This is a genomic window from Kitasatospora sp. NBC_00070 (assembly GCF_045041205.1).
In the GTDB taxonomy this organism is placed as follows: domain Bacteria; phylum Actinomycetota; class Actinomycetes; order Streptomycetales; family Streptomycetaceae; genus Kitasatospora.
The window spans coordinates 4325441-4346372 of the sequence record NZ_CP108247.1; the positions used below are offsets into that span (position 1 = coordinate 4325441).

A 20932-nucleotide genomic window follows, 5' to 3' on the forward strand; every position below is an offset into this window, starting at 1 on the left:
ACTTGGAGAAGGCTGAGAGGGATCTGATGGGAATCGAGGAGAAGCTGCCGAGCGGCTTTCTGCTCACCAGCGTCGAGACGGCGGCGGGGTGGGTGCGCAAGGCGTCGCTCTTCCCCGCCACCTTCGGGCTGGCCTGCTGCGCGATCGAGATGATGACCACCGGGGCGGGCCGCTACGACCTGGCCCGGTTCGGCATGGAGGTCTTCCGGGGCTCGCCCCGGCAGGCCGACCTGATGATCGTGGCCGGCCGGGTGAGCCAGAAGATGGCGCCGGTGCTGCGCCAGGTGTACGACCAGATGGCGAACCCGAAGTGGGTCATCTCGATGGGCGTCTGCGCCTCCTCGGGCGGGATGTTCAACAACTACGCGATCGTGCAGGGCGTGGACCACATCGTCCCGGTCGACATCTACCTGCCCGGCTGTCCGCCGCGGCCGGAGATGCTGATGGACGCGATCCTCAAGCTGCACGAGAAGATCCAGCACGAGCCGCTGGGCGCGAACCGGCTCCGGGCCGAGGAGCTGGCCGAGGAGCTGGCGCTGGGGGCCACCCCGACCAGCGAGATGCGGGGGCTGCTGCGATGACCGAGCAGACACCCGTCCCCGGCACCCGCCGGGAGCTGGCGGTCGAGGTGGTCGGCAAGCGCCAGGGCATGTTCGGTGCCCAGGGCAGCGGCGACACCTCCGGCTTCGGCGGCCTGTCCGCCCCGATCGCGCTGCCGCCCGCCAGCAACCGCCCGTACGGCCACGGCTTCGACGAGGTCGCGGACGAGTTCGAGGGCGCGCTGGAGGAGCAGGGGCTCGACCCGGCCGAGGTGATCGAGAAGACCGTGGTGGACCGCGGCGAGCTCACCTTCCACATCGCCCGCGAGCACCTGCTCGGGGCGGCCCGGATCCTGCGGGACGACCCGGCGCTGCGCTACGAACTCTGCCTGGGGGTCAACGGGGTGCACTACCCGAGCGACACCGGGCGCGAGCTGCACGCGGTCTACCCGCTGCGCTCGATCACCCACACCCGGCTGCTCCGGGTGGAGGTCACCGCGCCGGACGCCGACCCGCGGATCCCGTCGCTGGTCAGCGTCTACCCGACCAACGACTGGCACGAGCGCGAGGCGTACGACTTCTTCGGCCTGGTCTTCGAGGGCCACCCGGCGCTCACCCGGATCATGATGCCGGACGACTGGACCGGCCACCCGCAGCGCAAGGACTACCCGCTCGGCGGCATCCCCGTCGAGTACAAGGGCGCCCAGATCCCGGCGCCCGACCAGCGGAGGTCGTACAGCTGATGACCACTGACTACGAGAAGAGCGAAGCCCGGGAGACCACCGAGGGACGGGTCTTCACCGTCACCGGCGGCGACTGGGGCGAGGTGGTGGAGGCCGTCGGCCGGGCCGACGACGAGCGGATCATCGTCAACATGGGTCCGCAACACCCGTCCACCCACGGTGTGTTGCGCCTGATCCTGGAGATCGACGGTGAGACCGTGACCGAGGCCAGGTGCGGGATCGGCTACCTGCACACCGGCATCGAGAAGAACATGGAGTTCCGCAACTGGGTCCAGGGCACCACCTTCGTGACCCGGATGGACTACCTGACCCCGATGTTCAACGAGACCGCGTACTGCCTCGCGGTCGAGAAGCTGCTCGGGATCACCGACCAGGTCCCGGACCGGGCCAGCGTGATCCGGGTGCTGATGATGGAGCTCAACCGGATCTCCTCGCACCTGGTCTGCCTGGCCACCGGCGGGATGGAGATCGGCTCCACGACGCTGATGATCTACGGCTTCCGGGACCGCGAACTGATCCTGGACGTCTTCGAGTTGGTCACCGGCCTGCGGATGAACCACGCCTACGTCCGCCCCGGCGGGCTGGCCCAGGACCTGCCGCCCGGCGCGGTCGACCAGATCCGCGAGGCGGTCAAGCTGCTCCGCTCCCGGATGCACGAGTACGACAAGCTGGCCACCGGCAACCCGATCTTCAAGGCCCGGCTGGTCGACGTCGGCTTCCTGGACCTGGCCGGCTGCCTGGCGCTCGGCGCCACCGGCCCGATCCTGCGGGCCACCGGCCTGCCGCACGACCTGCGCAAGACCGACCCGTACTGCGGCTACGAGAACTACGAGTTCGAGGTGGCGACCGCCGACAGCGCGGACTCCTACGGGCGGTTCCTGATCCGCCTGGAGGAGATGCACCAGTCGCTGCGGATCGTCGAGCAGTGCCTGGACCGGCTGAAGCCGGGACCGGTGATGGTCGCGGACAAGAAGATCGCCTGGCCCGCGCAGCTCTCCGTCGGTCCCGACGGGATGGGCAACTCGCTGGACCACATCCGGAAGATCATGGGCACCTCGATGGAGGCCCTGATCCACCACTTCAAGCTGGTCACCGAGGGCTTCCGGGTCCCGGTCGGCCAGGCGTACACGGCAGTCGAGTCGCCCAAGGGCGAGCTCGGGGTGCACGTGGTGAGCGACGGCGGTACCCGGCCCTACCGGGTGCACTTCCGCGATCCCTCGTTCACCAACCTGCAGTCGATGGCGGCGATGTGCGAGGGCGGCCAGATCGCCGACGTGATCGTCGCGGTGGCCGGGATCGACCCGGTGATGGGAGGGGTGGACCGGTGAGTGACGTCCAACTGGGGATGCCGGCACTGCCGGCCAAGCCGTACCCGGCCGAGGTGCACGCCCGACTGGCGGCGGACGCCAAGGAGTTGATCGACCGCTACCCGGTGGCCCGGTCCGCCCTGCTGCCGCTGCTGCACCTGGTGCAGGCCGAGGAGGGCTGTGTCACGCCGACCGGCATCCGGTTCTGCGCCGAGCAGTTGGAGCTCACCACGGCCGAGGTGACCGCGGTGGCGACCTTCTACACGATGTACCGCAGGAAGCCCGCCGGGAAGTACCACGTGGGCGTCTGCACCAACACGCTCTGCGCGGTGCTCGGCGGCGACCAGATCCTCGACGAGCTGAAGCAGCACCTGGGCATCGAGAACAACGAGACCACCGCCGACGGCGAGATCTCGATCGAGCACATCGAGTGCAACGCGGCCTGCGACTACGCCCCCGTGGTGATGGTCAACTGGGAGTTCTTCGACAACCAGACCCCGGACAGCGCGCGGCAGTTGGTGGACGACCTGCGGGCCGGGCACGACCCGCGGCCGACCCGGGGCGCCAAGCTCTGCTCGTTCAAGGAGACCTCCCGGATCCTGGCCGGCTTCCCGGACGAGCGCCCCGGCGCGGTGGACGCCTCCGGCGCCGGCGGCGCGCCCTCGCTGGCCGGGCTCCGGCTGGCCAAGGGCGAGGCACTGCCCGGCACCCCGGGCGCCAAGGTCGTGGCCCCCCGGCACGAAGGGACGGAAGCGTGATGACCTCCGTAGAGCCGGCCGAGAAGCTGCTCTCGCCCGTGCTGTCCGCCTCCTGGGACGACACCCGCCCCTGGACGCTCGACACCTACCTCCGCCACGACGGCTACCGGGGCCTGCGCAACGCGCTGGCGATGGCGCCGGACGACCTGATCGCGCTGGTCAAGGACTCCGGCCTGCGCGGCCGCGGCGGGGCCGGCTTCCCGACCGGCCTGAAGTGGCAGTTCATCCCGCAGAACGACGGCAAGCCGCACTACCTGGTGGTGAACGCCGACGAGTCCGAGCCGGGCACCTGCAAGGACATCCCGCTGCTGTTCGCCAACCCGCACTCGCTGATCGAGGGCATGATCATCGCCTCGTACGCGATCCGCTGCGACCACGCCTTCATCTACCTGCGCGGCGAGGTCGTGCCGGTGCTGCGGCGGTTGCACGCGGCGGTGGCCGAGGCGTACGAGGCCGGGTACCTCGGCAAGAACATCCTCGGCTCCGGGATCGACCTGGACATCACCGTGCACGCGGGCGCCGGGGCGTACATCTGCGGCGAGGAGACCGCGCTGCTGGATTCGCTGGAGGGCCGCCGCGGCCAGCCGCGACTGCGGCCGCCGTTCCCCGCCATCGCCGGTCTGTACGCCTGCCCGACGGTGGTCAACAACGTCGAGTCGATCGCCTCGGTGCCGCCGATCCTGGCCCGGGGCAACGAGTGGTTCAAGTCGCTGGGCACCGAGAAGTCGCCCGGCTTCACGCTCTACTCGCTCTCCGGCCACGTCACCAATCCCGGCCAGTACGAGGCCCCGCTCGGCATCACGCTCCGTCAGCTGCTGGACGTCAGCGGTGGCGTCCGGGCCGGGCACCGGATCAAGTTCTGGACCCCGGGCGGCAGTTCGACCCCGATGTTCACCGACCAGCACCTCGACGTCCCGCTGGACTACGAGGGCGTCGGCGCGGCCGGCTCGATGCTCGGCACCAAGGCGCTGCAGATCTTCGACGAGACCACCTGCGTGGTCCGCGCGGTCACCCGGTGGACCGAGTTCTACGCCCACGAGTCCTGCGGCAAGTGCACCCCGTGCCGTGAAGGCACCTACTGGCTGGTGCAGTTGCTCAAGCGGATCGAGGCCGGCCAGGGCGTGCCGGGCGATCTGGAGAAGCTGCTCGACATCGCCGACAACATCAACGGCAAGTCGTTCTGCGCGCTCGGCGACGGTGCGGCCAGCCCGATCGTCTCCTCGCTCCAGTACTTCCGGGCCGAGTACGAGCAGCACCTGAGCGAGCGGCGCTGCCCGTTCGACCCGGCGGCCTCCACCGTCTGGGCCGACCGCAGCGCCCACGAGTCCACCACCGAGAGGGAGGTGCACGCATGACCGTGACCGAGCCGCAGACCAGCACCGACCTGGTCACGCTCACCATCGACGGGGTCGAGGTCAGTGTGCCCAAGGGCACCCTGGTGATCCGCGCCGCCGAGCAGATCGGCACCCAGATCCCCCGGTTCTGCGACCACCCGCTGCTCGCCCCGGCCGGGGCCTGCCGGCAGTGCATCGTGGAGGTGGAGGGCCAGCGCAAGCCGGTCGCCTCCTGCACCATCCCGGTCACCGAGGGCATGGTGGTCCGCACCCAGGTCAGCTCGCCGGTGGCCGAGAAGGCCCAGCGCGGCGTGATGGAGCTGCTGCTGATCAACCACCCGCTGGACTGCCCGGTCTGCGACAAGGGCGGCGAGTGCCCGCTGCAGAACCAGGCGATGTCCACCGGCGAGACCGACTCCCGCTTCGAGGGCATGAAGCGGACCTACGCCAAGCCCGTCCCGGTCAGCAGTCAGGTACTGCTGGACCGGGAGCGCTGCGTGCTCTGCGCCCGCTGCACCCGCTTCTCCCAGGAGATCGCCGGCGACCCGTTCATCGAGCTGCTGGAGCGCGGGGCGCTGCAGCAGGTCGGCACCGGCGAGGGCGACGACTTCGCGTCGTACTTCTCCGGCAACACCATCCAGATCTGCCCGGTCGGCGCGCTCACCTCGGCCGCCTACCGGTTCCGCTCCCGCCCGTTCGACCTGGTCTCCTCGCCGAGCGTGTGCGAGCACTGCTCGGCGGGCTGCGCCCAGCGCACCGACCACCGCCGGGGCAAGGTGCTCCGTCGGCTGGCCGGCGAGGACCCGGCGGTGAACGAGGAGTGGAACTGCGACAAGGGCCGGTTCGCCTTCCGCTACGGCCAGCAGCGCGACCGGCTGTCGACCCCCTTGGTCCGCAAGGACGGTGAGCTGGTCGCCGCCTCCTGGCCGGAGGCGCTGGCCGCCGCCGCCGCGGGCCTGCGCGGCGCCCGCGCGGCCGTCCTGGCCGGTGGCCGGGTCACGGTCGAGGACGCGTACGGCTACGGCAAGTTCGCCCGGGTCGCGCTCGGCACCAACGACGTGGACTTCCGGGCCCGCCCGCTGAGCGGCGAGGAGGCCGACTTCCTGGCCGCCGCGGTCGCCGGCCGCGGGGTCGACCTGGACGGCACGGGCGTCTCCTACCAGTCGCTCGAGGCCGCGCCCGCCGCGCTGCTGGTCGGCTTCGAGCCCGAGGAGGAGTCGCCGGTCGTCTTCCTGCGGCTGCGCAAGGCCAACCGGGCCACCGGGCTCCAGGTCTTCGCGGTGGCGAGCCACCGCAGCCGGGGCCTGACCAAGCTGCACGGTGCGCTGCTGCCCGCCGCGCCCGGCACCGAGGCCGAGTGGCTGACCGCGCTGGCCGACGACACCGCGCTCGGTGACGAGGCCGGCCGGGCCGGTCAACTGCTGCGGCAGGACGGCGCGGTGATCCTGGTCGGCGAGCGGCTGGCCACCGTGCCCGGCGGGCTGACCGCCGCGCTGAAGTTGGCCGCCGCGACCGGGGCCGAGCTGGCCTGGGTGCCGCGCCGGGCCGGTGAGCGCGGCGCCGTCGAGGCGGGGGCGCTGCCCGGCCTGCTGCCCGGCGGCCGCCCGGTCTCCGCCGCCGAGGCGCGGACCGAGGCTGCGGCGATCTGGGGCGGGGCCGAACTCCCGTCCAGGAGCGGCCGGGACACCGACCAGATCCTGGCCGCCGCCGCCCACGGCGACCTGGACGCGCTGGTGATCGGCGGCCTGGGCCTGGACGACCTGGCCGACCCGGCGCTGGCCGACGAGGCGCTGGCCCGGGTCCGGTTCGTGGTCTCGCTGGAGATCCGGCCGTCCGCGGTGACCGAACGCGCCGACGTGGTGCTGCCGGTGGCCGCCGTGGCGGAGAAGACCGGCACCTTCCTGGACTGGGAGGGCCGGGTCCGGATGTTCGAGACCGCGATCAAGCCCGACCAGCTGATGGGCCGTCACCTGCACTCGGACGTCAGGGTGTTGAGCATGTTGAGCGACGCGTTGGACCGGCCGATCGGCTTGCCCGACGTCCGGGCCGCCCGGCTGGAGCTGGACCGGTTCGCCCCCTGGGCGGGTGACCGTCCGGCCGCGCCGAGCACGGCCACCGTCCCGCTGCCCCGCCCGGCCGTCGGCCAGGCGGTGCTCGGCGGGCACCGGCTGCTGCTCGACCAGGGCACGCTGCAGATCGGCGACGAGCACCTGGCCGGCACCCGGCACCCGGCGGTGGCCCGGATCTCGCCCGCCACCGCCGCCGAGATCGGGGCCGGCAACGCGCTCCGGGTCACCGGCCCGGCCGGCTCGCTCACCCTGCCGCTGGAGCTGAACCCCGAGCAGCCCGACCGCACGGTCTGGCTGCCGCTCAACTCCACGCCGGGCGGCGCGTACCGCACCCTCGGCACCACCACCGGCCACCTGGTGACCATCGCCCCGGCGGAGGAGTCATGACACTCGCTGCTTCCGACACCCTGCGCTTCTTCGGGCACGACCCGTGGTGGCTGGTGCTGATCAAGGCGGTCTTCGTCTTCGCCTTCCTGGTCGGCACGGTGCTGATCGCGATCGTCTGGGAGCGCAAGGTCGTCGCCTGGATGCAGCTGCGGATCGGCCCGAACCGGCACGGTCCCTGGGGCATGCTGCAGTCGCTGGCCGACGGCATCAAGCTGGCGTTGAAGGAAGACCTGGTGGTCACCAACGCCGACAAGGTGGTCTACGTCCTGGCCCCGATCGTCGCCGCGATCCCGGCCTTCATGGCCTTCGCGGTGATCCCGCTCGGCCCGGCCGGGAACGAGATCTCGATCTTCGGCACCCGTACCCCGATGCAGCTCACCGACCTGCCGATCGCCCTGCTCTACATCCTGGCGGTGGCCTCGGTCGGCATCTACGGGATCGTGCTGGCCGGCTGGTCCTCCGGCTCGACCTACCCGCTGCTCGGCGGGCTGCGGTCCTCGGCGCAGATGATCAGCTACGAGATCGCGATGGGCCTGTCGTTCGCGGCGGTCTTCATCTACTCGGGCTCGATGTCCACCTCGGAGATCGTCGCCTCCCAGCAGCCGACCTGGTTCGCGGTGCTGCTGCCGGTCTCCTTCATCATCTACGTCATCGCGATGGTGGGTGAGACCAACCGGGCGCCGTTCGACCTCCCGGAGGCCGAGGGCGAGCTGGTCGGCGGCTTCAACACCGAGTACTCCTCGCTGAAGTTCGCGATGTTCATGCTGGCCGAGTACGTCAACATGGTCACCGTCTCGGCGGTGGCGGCCACCCTGTTCCTGGGCGGCTGGCGGGCCCCGTACCCGATCTCCACCTTCTGGGAGGGCGCCAACCACGGCTGGTGGCCGCTGCTCTGGATCACCATCAAGATCCAGCTGCTGCTGTTCTTCTTCATCTGGCTGCGCGGCACGCTGCCCCGGCTCAGGTACGACCAGTTCATGAAGCTGGGCTGGAAGGTGCTGCTGCCGGTCTCGCTGGTCTGGCTGGTGATGGTGGCCAGCGTCCGCGCGCTGCGGAACGAGGGTTACCAGTTCGGCCAGGTGGTGCTGTACGTCGGGGCACCGATCGTGGTGATCCTGCTGGCCTTCCTGATCCGGGACCTGGTCAAGCCGAAGGAGAGCGAAGCCGCCGCCGAGCAGGCCGAGTTCGACCCGATGGCGGATGGCTACCCGGTGCCGCCGCTGCCCGGCCAGACCCTGCCGCCGGTACCGCGTCGGCCCAGCCGGGCCCCGAAACTCCAGGACGCCCTCAACGGCGCCAACCACTCCTCGCCGGAAGGGAGCTGACCATGTCCGACGAGACCGACAAGGGGTCGATCCTCGGCCCGGCCGCAGGCTTCGGCGTGACCTTCAAGGCCATGTTCAAGAAGCGGCTGACCGAGCAGTACCCGGAGCAGAAGAAGCCCACCGCTCCGCGCTTCCACGGCCGCCACCAGCTGAACCGGCACCCGGACGGCCTGGAGAAGTGCGTCGGCTGCGAGCTCTGCGCCTGGGCCTGTCCGGCCGACGCGATCTACGTCGAGGGCGCGGACAACACCGACGAGGAGCGCTACTCGCCCGGTGAGCGGTACGGCGCGGTGTACCAGATCAACTACGCCCGCTGCATCCTGTGCGGGCTGTGCATCGAGGCCTGCCCGACCAGGGCGCTCACCATGACCAACGAGTACGAGCTGGCCGACTCCTCCCGGGCCGACCTGATCTTCACCAAGGAGCAGCTGCTGGTGGGGCTCACCGAGGGCATGGTGGACGCCCCGCACGCCTACTACCCGGGGGCCGGCGAGAGCGCCTACTACCTGGGGGAGATCACCCAGGCGGCGCCCGGCACCGTCCAGCAGGAGAAGACCGACCGGGAGCGGGAGGTGCAGGGATGACCTCCACCGGAGAAGCGGTCCAGTTCTGGATCCTCGCCGTGCTCGCGGTCGGCGGCGCGCTCGGCATGCTGCTGATGAAGAAGGCGGTGCACAGCGCGCTCTGCCTGGCCGCCACCATGATGGCGCTGGCGGTCTGTTACTTCGCCCAGGGCGCGGTCTTCCTGGGCGTGGTGCAGATCGTGGTCTACACCGGCGCGATCATGATGCTGTTCCTGTTCGTGCTGATGCTGGTCGGCGTCACCTCGGACGACTCGCTCAAGGAGCAGCTGAAGGGTCAGCGGGTCGCGGCCGTGCTCTGCGGCCTCGGCTTCGGCGTGCTGCTGATCGCCGGGATCTCCAACGCCAAGCTCTCCACCTTCGCCGGCCTGACCGAGGCGAACGCCGAGGGCAACGTGCAGGGCCTGGCCCGGCTGCTGTTCACCGACTACGTCTGGGCCTTCGAGCTGACCGGCGCGCTGCTGATCACCGCGGCGATCGGCGCGATGGTGCTGACCCACCGCGAGCACGTCAGGGCCCCGCTGACCCAGCGTCAGCTGGCCGCCCAGCGGGTCAAGGACAACATCCAGCTGCCGCCGCTGCCCGCCCCCGGCGTGTACGCCCGGCACAACGCGGTGGACATCCCGGCGCTGCTGCCGGACGGCACCATCAGCGAGGACTCGGTGATGAACACGCTGCGCGAGCGCGGCCAGATCCGCGACGTCAGCCGGGACATGCTGGACCGGATGGCCGAGCTGGAGGCGACCACCGCCGACTGGCTGGGCCGCGGGCCGTCGGCCCGGCCGCCGGTGGCGGGCCCGCGCAAGGCGCTGGAGACCACGCCGAAGTCCCGGCCGGAGCAGGAGGAGCAGGCGTGAACCCCGTCAACTACCTCTACCTGGCCGCCCTGTTGTTCACCATCGGGGCCTCCGGCGTGCTGATCCGGCGGAACGCGATCGTGCTCTTCATGTGCGTCGAGCTGATGCTCAACGCCTCGAACCTGGCACTGGTCACCTTCTCCCGGCTGCACGGCAACCTGGACGGCCAGATCATCGCGTTCTTCACCATGGTGGTCGCCGCGGCCGAGGTCGTGGTCGGCCTCGCCATCATCGTGTCCATCTTCCGGTCCAGGCACTCGGCTTCGGTCGATGACAGCAACCTGATGAAGCTGTAGGCGGAGGGCCCACGGTGAACTCACTCATTCCGCTGCTCGTGGCGGCCCCGTTGCTCGGTGCTGCCCTGCTGCTGCTGGGCGGTCGGCTGTTCGACCGCTACGGGCACTGGCTCGGCACCGCGCTGGCCGCCACCTCGTTCGGGCTCGGCCTGGCACTGTTCTCGGACATGCTGGGCCGGGAGGCCGAGCACCGCTCGATCTCCCAGCGCCTCTTCAGCTGGATCGAGGTCGGCGGCTTCAAGGCCGACATCGCCTTCCAGCTGGACCAACTCTCGGTCACCTTCGTGCTGTTGATCACGGGTGTCGGGACACTGATCCACATCTACTCGATGGGCTACATGGCGCACGACCCGCGCCGCCGTCGCTTCTTCGCCTACCTGAACCTCTTCCTGGCCGCCATGCTGCTGCTCGTGCTGGCGGACAACTACCTTCTGCTGTACGCAGGTTGGGAGGGCGTCGGGCTCGCCTCGTACCTGCTGATCGGGTTCTGGCAGCACAAGCCCAGCGCCGCGGTGGCCGCGAAGAAGGCGTTCCTGGTCAATCGGGTCGGCGACCTCGGGCTGTCGATCGGCATCATGCTGATGTTCACCGAGTTCGGCGACGTCACGTTCGCCGGGGTGTTCGGCACCGCCGAGCAGGCGAGCGAGGGCAAGCTCACCGCGATCGCGCTGATGCTGCTGCTGGCCGCCTGCGGCAAGTCCGCCCAGGTGCCGCTGCAGTCCTGGCTCGGGGACGCGATGGAGGGCCCGACCCCGGTCTCGGCCCTGATCCACGCGGCCACCATGGTGACCGCCGGCGTCTACCTGATCACCCGGTCCAGCGTGATCTTCAACCTGGCCCCCGACGCCCAGACCGTGGTCGTGGTGGTCGGTGCGGTGACGCTGCTGTTCGGTGCGATCGTCGGTTGTGCCAAGGACGACATCAAGAAGGCGCTGGCCGGCTCGACCATGTCGCAGATCGGCTACATGGTGCTGGCGGCGGGTCTCGGCCCGATCGGCTACGCGTTCGCCATCATGCACCTGGTGACGCACGGCTTCTTCAAGGCCGGGCTGTTCCTCGGCGCCGGGTCGGTCATGCACGGCATGAACGACGAGGTGAACATGCGGCACTACGGCGGCCTGCGGAAGTTCATGCCGGTCACCTTCGTCACCTTCGGCCTCGGCTACCTGGCGATCATCGGCTTCCCCGGGCTGTCCGGCTTCTTCTCCAAGGACCAGATCATCGAGGCGGCGTTCGCCAAGGGCGGCACCGAGGGCTGGATCCTCGGCCTCTGCACCCTGGTCGGCGCGGCCGTCACCGCGTTCTACATGACCCGGGTGATGATCCTGACCTTCTTCGGCGAGAAGCGCTGGCAGCCCGACGCGGAGGGCCACGAGCCGCACCCGCACGAGTCCCCGGCCAGCATGACGCTGCCGATGGTCGTGCTGGCCTTCGGCTCGGTCTTCGCCGGTGGGCTGTTCGCCTTCAACGAGTCCTTCGTCGGCTGGCTGGAGCCGGTCACCGGACTGGCCCACGGCGACTCGCCGTTGAACGCCACCACGGTCACCGTGCTCACCTCGGTCTGCGTGGCCGGCGGCGTGCTGCTGTCCTGGCTGATGTACGGTCGCGCCCCGGTGCCGGTCACCCCGCCGGTGGGCTCGCTGCTCACCCGGGCGGCCCGTCGCGACCTGCTCCAGGACGACTTCAACCACGCCGTGCTGGTCCGCCCCGGCTCCGCCCTGGCCGCCTCGCTGGTCTACCTGGACAGCAAGGCGGTGGACGGCTTCGTGAACGGCCTGGCCGCCACGATCGGCGGGATCTCCGGCCGGCTGCGCCGGATCCAGACCGGCTACGTCCGCACCTACGCGCTCTCGATGTTCGGCGGCACCCTGGTGCTGGTCGCCACCACTCTCCTGATGAGGTCGGTCTGATGTCCTCTCACTCCGTAAGGGAGGTACGGCGATGAGCTACCTGCTGACCGCCACCTGTGCCGTCCCCGCCGCCGGGGCGGTGCTCACCGCGGCGCTGCCGGGCGGCACCACCGAGGCCCGCCGGCGGACGGCGAAGCTCACCGCGATGGCCGTCTCGACGGCCGCCCTGGTGCTGGCCGTGCTGGTCGCCGTCCGGTACGAACCCGGCGGTGACCGGTACCAGTTGACCGAGTCGTACAGCTGGATCAGGTCGTTCGGGATCAGCTTCTCGCTCGGCGTGGACGGGATCGGCGCGGTCCTGGTGCTGCTCACCGCGGTGCTGGTGCCGATCGTGCTGCTGGCCTCCTGGCACGACGCGGAGCCGATCCAGAACCCGGACGGCACCTTCGAGAACCTCCGCCGCACCCAGGGCTTCTTCGCCCTGGTGCTGGCGGTCGAGGCGATGGTGATCGTCTCCTTCCTGGCCACCGACGTCTTCGTGTTCTACGTCTTCTTCGAAGCCATGCTGATCCCGATGTACTTCCTGATCGGCGGCTTCGGCGACCGGGCCGGCGGGCCGGACGCGAGCGCCCAGCGCTCGTACGCCGCCGTCAAGTTCCTGCTCTACAACCTGCTCGGCGGTCTGGTCATGCTGGCCGCCGTGATCGGGCTGTACGTGATCGCCTCCGGGCAGGGCCTGGCCACCTTCGACCTGCCGACGCTGACCGACGCGATCGCGAGCGGCAAGCTGGTGATCGACCCGACCGCCGAGAAGGCGCTCTTCCTGGGCTTCTTCTTCGCCTTCGCGGTGAAGGCCCCGCTCTGGCCGCTGCACACCTGGCTGCCGAACGCGATGGGCGAGGCCACCGCCGGGACGGCCGTGCTGATCACCGCCGTGGTGGACAAGGTCGGCACCTTCGCGATGCTCCGGTTCTGCCTGGGCCTGTTCCCGGACGCGTCCACCACCTTCGGGCCGGTGATCCTGGTGCTGGCCGTGATCGGGATCGTCTACGGCGCGCTGCTGGCGGTCGGTCAGAAGGACATCAAGCGCCTGGTCGCGTACGCCTCGATCTCGCACTTCGGCTTCATCATCATGGGCATCTTCGCCTTCACCACCCAGGCGCAGAGCGGTGCCACCCTCTACATGGTGAACCACGGCATCTCCACCGCCGCCTGGATGCTGGTTGCGGGCTTCCTGATCTCCCGTCGGGGCTCGCGCCTGATCAGCGACTTCGGCGGGGTGCAGAAGGTCGCCCCGGTGCTCGCCGGGACCTTCCTGATCGGTGGCCTGGCCACCCTCTCGCTGCCCGGGCTCGCCCCGTTCGTCAGCGAGTTCCTGGTCCTGGTCGGCACCTTCGCCAAGTACCCGGTGATCGGGATCATCGCCACCCTGGGCATCGTGCTGGCCGCGCTGTACGCGCTGCTGCTCTACCAACGCACCATGACGGGCCCGGTCAAGGAGGGCGTGGCGGGCATGGCGGACCTGAAGGTCCGTGAGCTGGCCGTGGTGGCCCCGCTGGTGGCCCTGACCATCCTGCTGGGCGTCTACCCCAAGCCGCTCACCGACCTGGTCAACCCGACCGTGGACGCCACCATGTCCCAGGTGCAGCAGACCGACCCGGCACCGGCCCACCCGGTCGCCGCCACCACCGGAGGTGAGCACAAGTGAGCGGTTGGCTCGCCGCCGCGGGCGGCAACAGCCCCAGCATCCCGGCGCCGCACATCGAGTACGGCCAGCTCTCGCCGATGCTGATCGTCTTCGGGGCCGCCCTGCTGGGCATCCTGGCCGAGGCGTTCCTGCCGCGCCGGGCCCGGTACGGCGCCCAGGTCACCATCGCGCTGCTCGGCCTGGCGGCCTCGTTCGGCGCCGTGGTGGTGCTGGCCGCCCAGGGGCACGCCTCCACCGAGGCCGGGCTGCTGGCGATGGGCGCGGTGGCCATCGACGGCCCCGCGCTGTTCCTGCAGGGCCTGATCCTGCTCTCCGCCGCGGTGGCCGTGCTCACCTACGCCGAGCGCCGGCTGGAGCCGAAGCTGAACGGCAACGCCGTGGACGCCTTCGTCCCGCAGGGCGCGTCCGTCCCCGGCAGCGAGCAGGAGCGGCAGGCCACCCGGGCCGGGTTCGCCTCCACCGAGGTCTACCCGCTCACCCTGTTCGCGGTCGGCGGCATGCTGCTCTTCCCGGCCGCCAACGACCTGCTGACCATGTTCGTCGCGCTGGAGGTCTTCTCCCTCCCGCTCTACCTGCTCTGCGCGCTGGCCCGGCGCCGCCGGCTGCTCTCCCAGGAGGCGGCGGTCAAGTACTTCCTGCTCGGCGCCTTCGCCTCGGCCTTCTTCCTGTTCGGCATCGCGCTGCTGTACGGCTACGCGGGCACCGTCCGGCTGGGCGAGATCGCCGACGTGGTCTCCGGGGTCGCCCAGGTCACCCCGGCGCTCGCGGGCTCCACCCAGAACGACGCGCTGCTGCTGATCGGCCTGGCGATGCTCTCGGTCGGCCTGCTCTTCAAGGTCGGCGCGGTGCCGTTCCACTCCTGGACCCCGGACGTCTACCAGGGCGCGCCGACCCCGGTCACCGGCTTCATGGCCGCGGCCACCAAGACGGCCGCGTTCGGGGCCTTCCTCCGGCTGTTCTACGTGGCCTTCCCGGGCCTGCGCTGGGACTGGCGGCCCGTCATGTGGGGCGTGGCGATCCTGACCATGGTGGTCGGCGCGGTGCTGGCGGTCACCCAGCAGGACGTCAAGCGACTGCTGGCGTACTCCTCGATCGCGCACGCCGGCTTCATCCTGACCGGCGTGATCGCCTCCAACAAGCAGGGCGTCGGGGCGGTCCTCTTCTACCTGGCCGCGTACTCCTTCGTCACCCTCGGCGCGTTCGCGGTGGTGACCCTGGTGCGCGACTCCAAGGGGGAGGCGACCCACCTGTCCAGCTGGGCCGGGCTGGGGCGGCGCTCGCCGCTGCTGGCGGCGGTCTTCGCGCTCTTCCTGCTGGCCTTCGCCGGCATCCCGCTGACCTCGGGCTTCACCGGTAAGTTCGCGGTGTTCCAGGCGGCGGCGGCCGGCGGCGCCACGCCGCTGGTGATCGTCGGTGTGCTCAGCTCGGCCGTCGCGGCCTTCTTCTACATCCGCGTGATCGTGCTGATGTTCTTCTCCGACCCGCGTCCGGGCGGGCCCGCCGTGGCCGTGCCCAGCGTGCTCACCAGCACCGCCATCGCGGTCGGCGTCCTGGTCACCCTGGTGCTCGGGCTGGCCCCGCAGTACTTCCTCGACCTGGCCTCCTCGGCCTCGGTCTTCACGCGTTGAGCGACCGCGACAGGGCCCGTAGCCGCAGGCTGCGGGCCCTGTTCCGTGACAGGGCCCGGGGAGGTCCGCACGCCCGTGCAGTGATCCACTCGCGACCGGATACCCTCCTAGTAGGCCAGCGGCGGCACTCAGGGACCAGGCCGCGAATCGACCAGGGACAGGAGTGGTCTGCGTGACCGTCGTGGGGCCCTTCGGGCTGAGCGTGCAGGACCGCGATCTCACCAGCGACGTCCAGGCCGGCATGGACGCCGTCGAGGCGTCCCTGACCGAGACGGTCAAGAGCGAAGTCCCGTTCATCACCGTCACCGCGAGCCACCTGATCGAGGCCGGCGGCAAGCGCTTCCGCCCGCTGCTGGTCATGCTGGCCGCCCAGTTCGGCGACCCGTACGCGCCCGGTGTGGTCCCCGCCGCCGTGGTGGTCGAGCTGACCCACCTGGCCACCCTGTACCACGACGACGTGATGGACGAGGCCCCCGTCCGGCGGGGCGCGCCGAGCGCCAACTCCCGTTGGGACAACTCGGTCGCCATCCTGACCGGCGACTTCCTGTTCTCCCGCGCCTCCCAGGTGCTGGCCGACCTCGGCCCGGCGGCGGTCCGGCTGCAGGCCGACGCCTTCGAGCGGCTGGTCACCGGTCAGATCCTGGAGACCGCGGGCCCGCGCCCCGAGGACGACCCGCTCCAGCACTACCTGGACGTGATCGCGGGCAAGACCGGCTCGCTGGTCGCGGTGGCCTGCCACCTCGGCGCGCTGATGGCCGGCGCCACCCCCGAGGCGGTCGAGATCCTCCGCCTGTACGGCGAGCGGATGGGCACCGCGTTCCAGCTCGCCGACGACGTGCTGGACATCGCCAGCGACGGCCACGAGTCCGGCAAGACCCCCGGCACCGACCTGCGCGAGGGCGTGCCGACGCTGCCGATCCTGCTGCTCCAGCAGATGCCGGTGGACCAGGCCGACCCCGAGGACCTCAGGCTGCGCGAGCTGCTCACCCTCGACCTGGCGGCCGACGACGAGCTGCACGCCGAGGCGCTCAAGCTGCTGCGCCGGCACCCGGCGCTGGAGCGCGCCCGCCGGGACACCCTGCGCTACGCCGAGGAGGCCCGCGCGCTGCTCGCCCCGCTGCCGGACTGCCCGGCCAAGGCGGCCCTGCAGGGCCTGTGCGACGCGGTGGCCATCCGCACCATGTGACGGGGAGCCCGCCCGACATGACGGATCGTCGGATGCGGGAGACTGGACGCCGTCCGGTCTCCCTGCCCGAAAGGCCGTCATGCTCCGTGTCGTCATCGCCGAGGACTCCGTACTGCTGCGCGAGGGCCTGACCAGGCTGCTCACCGACCGGGGCCTGGAGGTGGTCGCGGGCGTCGGGGACGGCGAGTCGCTGGTCCGCACCGTCCAGGAGCTGGCCGCCGGCGACGCGCTGCCGGACGTGGTGGTGGCCGACGTCCGGATGCCGCCGACCCACACCGACGAGGGGGTCAGGGCCTGCGTCACGCTGCGCGGGCTGTACCCGGGGCTGGGCGTGCTGGTGCTGTCCCAGTACGTCGAGGAGAAGTACGCGAGCGAGCTGCTGGCCGGCTCCACCCGGGGCGTCGGCTACCTGCTCAAGGACCGGGTGGCCGAGGTGCGGGAGTTCGTCGACGCGGTGGTCCGGGTGGCCGACGGCGGCACCGCGCTGGACCCGGAGGTGGTCCAGCAGCTGCTCAGCCGCAGCCGCAAGGGCGACGTGCTGGCCGGGCTGACCCCGCGCGAGCGCGAGGTGCTCGGGCTGATGGCCGAGGGCCGGACCAACGCCGCGGTGGCCCGGCAGCTGGTGGTCTCGGACGGCGCGGTGGAGAAGCACGTCAGCAACATCTTCCTCAAGCTGGGCCTCGGCCAGAGCCCCGAGGACCACCGTCGGGTGCTGGCGGTGCTCACCTACCTACAGTCCTGATCGAGCCACCCCTGCGCGGGGCATGAAGACCCCTAGCGTCAACGTTGTGTACCGGTGGAGGGCCCCGCCGTTGACCCGAAGTTACGGCCCGCGCGGGTTCCGGCCGCCTAGGATGCGAAGCAGTGCACCACGCGGACGGGGCACACGGCTCACGCCCGCGCCTGGCGCCCACGAGGAGGTCCGCGGCAGTGACCAGTCAGGTGGATCAGGCAGAGGCAGTGGACGGCTCTGACGGCGGCGACGGCCGTTCGGGGCCGGTCCCGCCCCCGGGCGTGCGGCAGCGCCCCGCGAAGCCGATCCGGCGGGTGGACCGGGTGATCATCCGGTTCGCCGGGGACTCCGGTGACGGTATGCAGCTCACCGGTGACCGCTTCACCTCGGAGACGGCGTCGTTCGGCAACGACCTCTCGACGCTGCCGAACTTCCCGGCCGAGATCAGGGCCCCCGCCGGGACCCTGCCCGGCGTGTCGTCGTTCCAGCTGCACTTCGCGGACCACGACATCCTCACCCCGGGTGACGCGCCGAACGTGCTGGTCGCGATGAACCCGGCGGCGCTCAAGGCCAACCTGGGCGACCTGCCGCGCGGCGCCGAGATCATCGCCAACACCGACGAGTTCACCAAGCGCGCGCTGGCGAAGGTCGGTTACGCCGCCGACCCGCTGGCCGACGGCTCGATGGAGGCGTACCACGTGCACCGGGTGCCGCTGACGGCGCTCACCCTGGAGGCGCTCAAGGACTCCGGCCTGGCCCGGAAGGACGCCGAGCGGGCGAAGAACATGTTCGCGCTCGGGCTGCTGTCCTGGATGTACCACCGGCCCACCCACGGGACGGAGGCGTTCCTGCGGCAGAAGTTCGCCAAGAAGCCGGACATCGCCGAGGCCAACATCACGGCGTTCCGGGCGGGTTGGAACTTCGGCGAGACCACCGAGGACTTCGCGGTCTCCTACGAGGTGGCCCCGGCCAGGCTGCCGCTCGGCACCTACCGGAACATCTCCGGCAACCTCGCGCTGTCCTACGGCCTGATCGCGGCCGGGCAGCGCTCCGGCCTGCCGGTCTTCCTGGGCTCCTACCCGATCACCCCGGCCTCGGACATCCTGCACGAGCTGTCCCGGCACAAGAACTTCGGCGTCCGGACCTTCCAGGCCGAGGACGAGATCGCCGGGATCGGTGCCGCGCTCGGCGCCGCGTTCGGCGGGGCGCTCGGCGTCACCACCACCTCGGGCCCCGGGGTGGCGCTCAAGTCGGAGACCATCGGCCTGGCGGTCTCGCTCGAACTCCCGCTGCTGGTGGTGGACATCCAGCGCGGTGGCCCGTCCACCGGCCTGCCCACCAAGACCGAGCAGGCCGACCTGCTGCAGGCGATGTTCGGCCGCAACGGCGAGGCGCCGGTGCCGATCGTGGCCCCGGCCACCCCGGCCGACTGTTTCGACGCCGCACTGGAGGCGGCCCGGATCGCGGTGGTCTACCGCACCCCGGTCTTCCTGCTCTCGGACGGCTACCTGGCCAACGGCTCGGAGCCCTGGCGGATCCCGACGGTGGACGAACTCCCGTCCATCGACCCGGACTTCGCCACCGGACCGAACCACGACGGCGAGTTCTGGCCGTACCAGCGCGACCCGGCCACGCTGGCCCGCCCGTGGGCGGTGCCCGGCACGGCCGGCCTGGAGCACCGGATCGGCGGGATCGAGAAGCAGGACGGCACCGGGAACATCTCCTACGACCCGGCCAACCACGACTTCATGGTCCGCACCCGGCAGGCCAAGATCGACGGGATCGACGTCCCCGACCTGGAGGTCGACGACCCTTCCGGCAAGGCCCGGGTGCTGGTGCTCGGCTGGGGCTCCACCTACGGCCCGATCACCGCGGCCGTCCGCCGGCTCCGGGCCGACGGCGGCGAGGTGGCGCAGACCCACCTGCGGCACCTCAACCCCTTCCCGGCGAACCTGGGTTCGATCCTGAAGGCGTACGACAAGGTGATCGTGCCGGAGATGAACCTCGGCCAGCTCGCCCTGCTGCTGCGGGCCAAGTACCTGGTGGACGCGGAGTCCTACAACCAGGTGCGCGGGCTGCCGTTCAAGGCGGCCCAGCTGGCCGACGTGCTGTCCGCCGCCATCGGCACTCTGGAGGAGAAGTGATGGAGAGCCTTCGACTGGTCCCCAAGGCCGAGGCGCTGCAGACCGCCAAGGAGTTCAAGACCGACCAAGAGGTGCGCTGGTGCCCCGGCTGCGGGGACTACGCGATCCTGGCCGCCGTCCAGGCGTTCATGCCCGAGCTGGGCATCAGGCGGGAGAACACCGTCTTCGTCTCCGGCATCGGCTGCTCCTCGCGCTTCCCGTACTACATGAACACCTACGGGATGCACTCGATCCACGGCCGTGCCCCGGCGATCGCCACCGGCCTGGCCGCCTCCCGGCGGGACCTGTCGGTCTGGGTGGTGACGGGTGACGGCGACGCGCTGTCGATCGGTGGCAACCACCTGATCCACGCGCTGCGCCGGAACGTCAACCTGAAGATCCTGCTGTTCAACAACCGGATCTACGGGCTGACCAAGGGTCAGTACTCGCCCACCAGTGAGGTCGGGAAGATCACCAAGTCCACCCCGATGGGCTCGCTGGACCACCCCTTCAACCCGCTCTCGCTGGCGATCGGCGCCGAGGCCACCTTCGTCGCCCGCACCATCGACTCGGACCGCCAGCACCTGCAGTCGGTGCTCCGGGCGGCCGCCGAGCACCAGGGCACCGCGCTGGTGGAGATCTACCAGAACTGCAACATCTTCAACGACAACGCCTTCGAGGTGCTCAAGGACCCGGGTACCCGGGACGAGGCGCTGATCCGGCTGGAGCACGGGCAGCCGGTCACCTTCGCCGGCCGGGGCGTCTTCCGGGACGCGGTCGGCGAGCTGTACGTGGCGCCGCTCAGCGAGGAGAACCGGGCGGACGTGCTGGTGCACGACGCCCACCACCCCAACCCGGCACTGGCGTTCGCGCTGTCCCGGATCGCCGACGCCGACACCCTGCACCACACCCCGATCGGGGTGCTGCGGGCGGTCCGACGGCCGGTCTACGACGACCTGATGGGCGATCAGCTCGACCTGGCCGTCGAGCAGCACGGCCGGGGCGACCTGGGTGCCCTGCTGACCGGGAAGGACACCTGGACGGTGGCCTGACCCGGCCCCGCCGCCCGCCGGCCCCCGCCGTGGGGTCAGCGGGCGGCGTCGTACACCAGCCGGGTGGCCAGCACGGTGGGGGTGTGCCGCTCCACCCAGTGCGCGAGGCCGCCGACCAGCTCGGCCGCCTCGACGCCGAGCGGGGTGAGCCGGTAGTCGACCCGGGGCGGGATCACCGGGTGCGCCTCGCGGTGCACGAAGCCGTCCCGCTCGAGGTTCTGCAGGGTCTGGGCGAGCATCTTCTCGCTCACCCCGGCGACCCGGCGGCGCAGCTCGCTGAACCGGTACTCCCGCTCGGCCAGCGCGATCAGCACCAGCACGCCCCAGCGGCTGGTGACGTGCTCCAGCACGCCCCGGGACGGGCACATCCGGTCGTTGACGTCCGGCGGGTGCTGCAGCTCCTCGACACTTACCTTCATGTCAGTACCCTACTTCGAAGTGCGTACTTCCGATTGG

General features: G+C 70.9%; 18 protein-coding genes. 17 read left to right on the forward strand and 1 reads right to left on the reverse strand.

Annotation, left to right across the window (positions count from 1 at the left end; translation table 11 throughout):
* Positions 1-26 precede the first annotated feature (26 nt).
* The 17 genes from OHV05_RS20035 (at position 27) to OHV05_RS20115 (ending at position 20476) form a co-directional block, all read left to right on the forward strand.
* Positions 27-581, forward strand: a complete 555-nt coding sequence (locus tag OHV05_RS20035) for a NuoB/complex I 20 kDa subunit family protein (protein ID WP_403037329.1) — start codon at positions 27-29, stop codon at positions 579-581.
* The gene (locus OHV05_RS20040) at positions 578-1282 is read left to right on the forward strand and encodes an NADH-quinone oxidoreductase subunit C (protein WP_405018898.1); all 705 of its coding nucleotides are present in this window, start codon (positions 578-580) and stop codon (positions 1280-1282) included. The genes OHV05_RS20035 and OHV05_RS20040 overlap by 4 nt, the downstream gene beginning before the upstream one ends.
* A complete protein-coding gene (locus OHV05_RS20045) occupies positions 1282-2610 on the forward strand; it encodes an NADH-quinone oxidoreductase subunit D (RefSeq protein WP_405018899.1) in 1329 nt (442 codons plus the stop codon). The genes OHV05_RS20040 and OHV05_RS20045 overlap by 1 nt, the downstream gene beginning before the upstream one ends.
* On the forward strand, positions 2607-3347 hold the full coding sequence (gene nuoE, locus OHV05_RS20050; RefSeq protein WP_405018900.1) for an NADH-quinone oxidoreductase subunit NuoE: 741 nt from the start codon (positions 2607-2609) through the stop codon (positions 3345-3347). The genes OHV05_RS20045 and nuoE overlap by 4 nt, the downstream gene beginning before the upstream one ends.
* Positions 3347-4702, forward strand: coding sequence for an NADH-quinone oxidoreductase subunit NuoF (gene nuoF, locus OHV05_RS20055; RefSeq protein ID WP_405018901.1), 1356 nt, complete (start codon positions 3347-3349; stop codon positions 4700-4702). The genes nuoE and nuoF overlap by 1 nt, the downstream gene beginning before the upstream one ends.
* Positions 4699-7137: an NADH-quinone oxidoreductase subunit G gene (locus OHV05_RS20060; protein ID WP_405018902.1), complete on the forward strand. Its 2439-nt coding sequence runs from the start codon at positions 4699-4701 to the stop codon at positions 7135-7137. Before nuoF ends, OHV05_RS20060 begins: the two co-directional genes overlap by 4 nt.
* The gene (gene nuoH / locus OHV05_RS20065; RefSeq protein WP_403037344.1) at positions 7134-8462 is read left to right on the forward strand and encodes an NADH-quinone oxidoreductase subunit NuoH; all 1329 of its coding nucleotides are present in this window, start codon (positions 7134-7136) and stop codon (positions 8460-8462) included. Before OHV05_RS20060 ends, nuoH begins: the two co-directional genes overlap by 4 nt.
* 2 nt (positions 8463-8464) lie before the next feature.
* Positions 8465-9046 (forward strand): NADH-quinone oxidoreductase subunit NuoI, encoded by a 582-nt coding sequence (gene nuoI, locus OHV05_RS20070; RefSeq protein ID WP_405018903.1) that lies wholly within the window; start codon positions 8465-8467, stop codon positions 9044-9046.
* Positions 9043-9900 (forward strand): NADH-quinone oxidoreductase subunit J, encoded by an 858-nt coding sequence (locus OHV05_RS20075; protein WP_405018904.1) that lies wholly within the window; start codon positions 9043-9045, stop codon positions 9898-9900. The genes nuoI and OHV05_RS20075 overlap by 4 nt, the downstream gene beginning before the upstream one ends.
* A complete protein-coding gene (nuoK, locus tag OHV05_RS20080) occupies positions 9897-10196 on the forward strand; it encodes an NADH-quinone oxidoreductase subunit NuoK (protein ID WP_403037353.1) in 300 nt (99 codons plus the stop codon). The genes OHV05_RS20075 and nuoK overlap by 4 nt, the downstream gene beginning before the upstream one ends.
* A 14-nt stretch (positions 10197-10210) precedes the next feature.
* Complete coding sequence (gene nuoL / locus OHV05_RS20085; RefSeq protein WP_405018905.1) at positions 10211-12106, forward strand: NADH-quinone oxidoreductase subunit L; 1896 nt, start codon at positions 10211-10213, stop codon at positions 12104-12106.
* A gap of 31 nt (positions 12107-12137) precedes the next feature.
* Complete coding sequence (locus OHV05_RS20090; RefSeq protein ID WP_405018906.1) at positions 12138-13754, forward strand: NADH-quinone oxidoreductase subunit M; 1617 nt, start codon at positions 12138-12140, stop codon at positions 13752-13754.
* Positions 13751-15382: an NADH-quinone oxidoreductase subunit NuoN gene (gene nuoN / locus OHV05_RS20095; protein WP_405018907.1), complete on the forward strand. Its 1632-nt coding sequence runs from the start codon at positions 13751-13753 to the stop codon at positions 15380-15382. Before OHV05_RS20090 ends, nuoN begins: the two co-directional genes overlap by 4 nt.
* A 172-nt stretch (positions 15383-15554) precedes the next feature.
* Positions 15555-16568: a polyprenyl synthetase family protein gene (locus OHV05_RS20100; protein ID WP_405018908.1), complete on the forward strand. Its 1014-nt coding sequence runs from the start codon at positions 15555-15557 to the stop codon at positions 16566-16568.
* A gap of 79 nt (positions 16569-16647) precedes the next feature.
* Positions 16648-17310, forward strand: a complete 663-nt coding sequence (locus OHV05_RS20105) for a LuxR C-terminal-related transcriptional regulator (RefSeq protein ID WP_403037368.1) — start codon at positions 16648-16650, stop codon at positions 17308-17310.
* Between the two features lie 188 nt (positions 17311-17498).
* A complete protein-coding gene (locus OHV05_RS20110; protein ID WP_405018909.1) occupies positions 17499-19445 on the forward strand; it encodes a 2-oxoacid:acceptor oxidoreductase subunit alpha in 1947 nt (648 codons plus the stop codon).
* The gene (locus OHV05_RS20115) at positions 19445-20476 is read left to right on the forward strand and encodes a 2-oxoacid:ferredoxin oxidoreductase subunit beta (RefSeq protein WP_405018910.1); all 1032 of its coding nucleotides are present in this window, start codon (positions 19445-19447) and stop codon (positions 20474-20476) included. Before OHV05_RS20110 ends, OHV05_RS20115 begins: the two co-directional genes overlap by 1 nt.
* Positions 20477-20511: 35 nt before the next feature.
* Here the strand turns inward: OHV05_RS20115 and OHV05_RS20120 are convergent, their stop codons facing one another.
* Complete coding sequence (locus OHV05_RS20120) at positions 20512-20895, reverse strand: winged helix-turn-helix transcriptional regulator (protein ID WP_403037377.1); 384 nt, start codon at positions 20893-20895, stop codon at positions 20512-20514.
* Positions 20896-20932 lie beyond the last annotated feature (37 nt).